This is a genomic window from Rhizobium sp. UBA1881 (genome assembly GCF_002338015.1).
In the GTDB taxonomy this organism is placed as follows: Bacteria; Pseudomonadota; Alphaproteobacteria; order Rhizobiales; family Rhizobiaceae; genus Rhizobium.
Genome location: NZ_DDHH01000055.1, coordinates 1 through 3,664, shown reverse-complemented (window position 1 = coordinate 3,664; position 3,664 = coordinate 1). Strand labels below are relative to the sequence as shown.

4 protein-coding genes are annotated in these 3,664 nt (G+C 58.7%); 3 read left to right on the top strand and 1 reads right to left on the bottom strand.

Annotated elements, in window-relative coordinates; genetic code table 11:
- Positions 1 to 347: 347 nt before the first annotated feature.
- Together B3605_RS05390 and B3605_RS05385 are read left to right on the top strand one after the other, a co-directional pair.
- Positions 348 to 1,085, top strand: a complete 738-nt coding sequence (locus B3605_RS05390; RefSeq protein WP_296433131.1) for a TetR/AcrR family transcriptional regulator — start codon at positions 348 to 350, stop codon at positions 1,083 to 1,085.
- A 29-nt stretch (positions 1,086 to 1,114) separates the two neighbouring features.
- Entirely contained in the window at positions 1,115 to 2,140 is a 1,026-nt protein-coding gene (locus B3605_RS05385) for an NAD-dependent epimerase/dehydratase family protein (RefSeq protein WP_296433129.1), read from the top strand.
- On the opposite strand, the gene B3605_RS05380 is transcribed toward B3605_RS05385, so the two are convergent.
- Positions 2,131 to 2,526 (bottom strand): MerR family transcriptional regulator, encoded by a 396-nt coding sequence (locus B3605_RS05380; protein ID WP_296433127.1) that lies wholly within the window; start codon positions 2,524 to 2,526, stop codon positions 2,131 to 2,133. The genes B3605_RS05385 and B3605_RS05380 overlap by 10 nt on opposite strands.
- A gap of 70 nt (positions 2,527 to 2,596) precedes the next feature.
- On the opposite strand from B3605_RS05380, the gene B3605_RS05375 reads away from it, so the two are divergent.
- The gene (locus tag B3605_RS05375; RefSeq protein WP_296433125.1) at positions 2,597 to 3,580 is read left to right on the top strand and encodes an aldo/keto reductase; all 984 of its coding nucleotides are present in this window, start codon (positions 2,597 to 2,599) and stop codon (positions 3,578 to 3,580) included.
- Positions 3,581 to 3,664 lie beyond the last annotated feature (84 nt).

Below are 3,664 nucleotides of genomic sequence, written 5' to 3'. Positions count from 1 at the left end.
GGTAGCAATCGGGCGGTTACGTTGGATGTATAGCTAAGCTCGTCGTCTCTCCTCAGATCCTCGCGTTGGAACAAAGGGGCTCGTCCCGCCAGTATCTCGCCAGAGCGGTCCACCTCGGGCTCAATGAGCCGGCATTAAGTGAAGAAGCGGTTATCCTAGCGTCGACCATGGCAGCAGGCCGCGGTCATCGGGATGTATTCGATGCCGTCATCGATAAACCATCTAAGAGACAAAGCTGCTCGAGACGGTTTCTCAGCCTGTGTAACAAAAAGTAAGCGAGCGTTCGCCATCTTGCAGCCCTACGCCTATGCGTCGCTAAGATTACGCCGAAAGCATTATCGGACGTTATGCTCAGCGTCCTTGGGAATACCGAGATCACCGACGGCTCAACTTTCGACGCAATTCGACAAACAGGCGTTTCGGTCCAGTTCTTATTTTCGGTAGACATCCGTGCTGCTATCTTTTATAACCATCTGGTTGGAAATAAAATGGGTGAGGCCATGGGCAGGAAACGCGTTATCGATCAGCAGGCGGTGCTCGATGCCGCTGAACGGGTTGTCGGCAGGGATGGCGCGGCCAACTTGACCATTGATGCCGTCGCCAAGGAGGCGGGCATCAACAAGGCCAGCGTGCTCTATGATCACAAGTCGAAGCGGGCGCTGGTGGAAGCCGTTGTGAACCGAGCCTTTGAGCGGGACAATGCCCATCATGTCGGGATCGAGGAACAGCTCGCCGGCGCTGACGACAGGGCAATCCGTGGTCGTATCCTTGCCGCCGCAGCGCCACCGCCGGAAGAATTCAGGGCGGTTGCACTCAACCTCAGTGCCGCCCTTGCCCTCGATGCCACTCTGCGCACAAAGATGCAGGATAACCAGGCCCGCACTATGGCGCGCATTGTCGAGACCTCCCCGTCTCCGCGTGGCGCGCTTCTCGCATATCTGGCGCTTGAGGGACTGAAATTCCTCGAACATCTCGATTTCCATCATTTTCCCCGTGAGGAACGCGACAGGCTTCTTCGCGAAATCAACTGGCTCGTGACAGTGCAACCGGGAGAGAGCGATCTTCCCGATATTGCTGCGGGCTGACCCTCAGAAAAATACATCAGGTGAACGACATGATTGAAAGCAATGCCGCACAGGCCGCGGCCACGGATAAACTCGTCCCGTTTCAACGGATCTTTCTGACAGGAGGCAGCGGTTATGTCGGCCGCAATCTTGTTCGTCACTTCGTCGCCCGCGGGATCAACGTTACGGCTCTTGCGCGCAGTGATGAATCTGTGGAACTTGTGCGTTCCCTCGGCGCCACGGTCGTCCGTGGCGACTTGTTGGACGCTTCGCTTTCCGCGGCCATGGCAGGCTGCGATGCGCTGATCCATGCCGCGGCAGACACCGACCACGGACCCGCCACGGAAAGACAGCGGCGCGTTAATGAAGACGGCACCCGTGCCGTCATTGAGGCGGCGCGCCGGGCCGGCATTCGCAAGGTCATCCATCTGAGCACGGAATCCGTTGTTGCCACCGGCAGGGCGCTGGTCAATGTCGATGAGACCATGCCATTGCCGCAAAAGCCGGTTGGCGGATATTCGCGCACGAAGGCGGCAGCCGAGCGCATCGCGCTTGCCGCCAATGCAGACGATTTTGCCGTCGTCGTGCTGCGTCCGCGTTTCGTCTGGGGTCGGGATGACACGACGGCGCTTCCTGCACTCACCGAAGCGGTAAAATCCGGCAAGTTCGCCTGGATCAGCGGCGGCACCTATCTCACCTCGACGACCCATATCGGCAATCTTTGCAACGCCGTCGAACTCGCTCTTGGCCGTGGTCGTGGCGGCGAAGTCTATTTTGTTTCGGATGGCGCTCCCATTGCCTTCCGCACCATCGTGTCGGCGCTCCTGGAGACACAAGGGCTTCAAATTCCACAAAAGATCGTGCCGCGTGCCTTGGTCCGTACTGTCGCCGCCATCGGTGACACTCTGGCAACACTCTCAGGCGGCAGGATCGTTCCACCACTTACAAGGCAGGCCTATGCCACCTCTGGTGTGGAAGTCTCGTTCGACATCGGCAAGGCCAGGCGCCAACTCGGATACGAACCGGTGATATCAATGGAGGAAGGGCTGGCTGAGCTACGTGCCTTTCAGCACTGATAGTCTTCAAGGCGGGGCGCGTCGTCAGGCTTGCCCGCCTTGATCCACTCCACCTTGCCATTGAGGAAAGCCAGGGCCGCATCCAACGCGGCCTTTCGTTCCTCCAGCCGGGCGATCTGTTTCTGCAGGACGGCAATCGTGTGTTCGGACGACTGCTCGCCGGCACGATATTCTTCATTCAGCGCGAGAATCTCGCTCAGCGAATAACCCAATGTCTGCTGCAACCGGATCATACGGGCGGCCGTCACATCGTCCCGGCGGAACGTCTGGTACGGGTTCGAGCCTCCCTTGGCACTGCGTTCAGGCTTCAGAAGCCCTTTGGCGATGTAAAAGCGGATCGTATCCACCGGCAGATCAGTGGCTCTGGCAAATTCCGAAATCAGCATGCGTCAACCCTTGACTATAGACTACACTCAATACTTATAAGCCATGCTTGTCAAAATGTGGAGACCCAATATGACAAGTGAAATCACCTCTATGCGCCAGGTACAGCTCGGACAGACAGGCCCGCTAATCGGTGCCCAGGGCCTTGGCTGCATGGGCATGAGCGAGTTCTACGGCGAAACGGACGAAGCTGAATCCCTTGCCACGCTCGAGCGGGCGCTGGAACTTGGCGTGACGATGTACGACACGGCCGACATGTACGGCGTCGGCGCGAACGAAGAGTTTCTGGCGCCCTTCATCGCCGCAAATCGCGATCGGGTCATTATCGCCACCAAGTTCGGCTATACGCGCACGCCTGAAAACCCCAACGACTGGAGCCTCGACAACCGTCCGGAAATCATCAGGACGGCCGTCGAACGCTCGCTGAAGCGTCTCGGCGTCGATGTAATCGACCTCTATTACATGCACCGTCGCGATGGCGTCACGCCTTTGGAGGAGTCGATCGGCGCAATGGCCGACTTGGTGAAGGAAGGCAAGGTGAAGTGGCTCGGCCTCTCTGCCGTCAGCGCCGAAGAACTGCGGACCGCGCATGCCATCCACCCGATTGCCGCCTTGCAGTCGGAATGGTCGATCTTTACCCGCGATATCGAAAACGACATCGTACCGGCCGCAGCCAGCTTGGGCGTCACCATCATCCCCTATTCGCCGCTCGGCCGAGGCATGCTGACAGGTCAGGTATTCACCGGGGGCCTATCTGGAACCGATGCTCGCCAGCATTTCCCGCGCTTCTCCGCCGAGAACCGCGAGGCAAACCTTCGTCTGGTGGCAAAGATCGAAGAAATTGCGTCGGCCAAGGGCGTGATCCCGGCACAGCTTGCCTTGGCATGGCTCTATGCCAAGTCCAGCTCGCTGAATGCAAAGACCGTTCCAATCCCCGGCACACGCAAGCGCACAAGGATTGTCGAAAACCTCGCGGCAGTTTCGATCGAACTTACCAACGACGAGGTCGCTATGCTGGAGCCGCTTGCTGCGGCAGTGCAAGGCATCGCCGTATAAGACGCTGCGCGGCCGCTGGCCGCGCCGCTTCTTTCACGCCTTGATAGACCCGTCATTCAAATCTTCAGGCGGATCGTTGAGCCG

Bases quoted from the DNA above. Each gene is read 5' to 3' on its own strand.
- B3605_RS05390 (WP_296433131.1), top strand. From the start codon at position 348: ATGCTCAGCGTCCTTGGGAATACCGAGATCACCGACGGCTCAACTTTC.
- B3605_RS05385 (WP_296433129.1), top strand. From the start codon at position 1,115: ATGATTGAAAGCAATGCCGCACAGGCCGCGGCCACGGATAAACTCGTC.
- B3605_RS05380 (WP_296433127.1), bottom strand. From the start codon at position 2,526: ATGCTGATTTCGGAATTTGCCAGAGCCACTGATCTGCCGGTGGATACG.
- B3605_RS05375 (WP_296433125.1), top strand. From the start codon at position 2,597: ATGACAAGTGAAATCACCTCTATGCGCCAGGTACAGCTCGGACAGACA.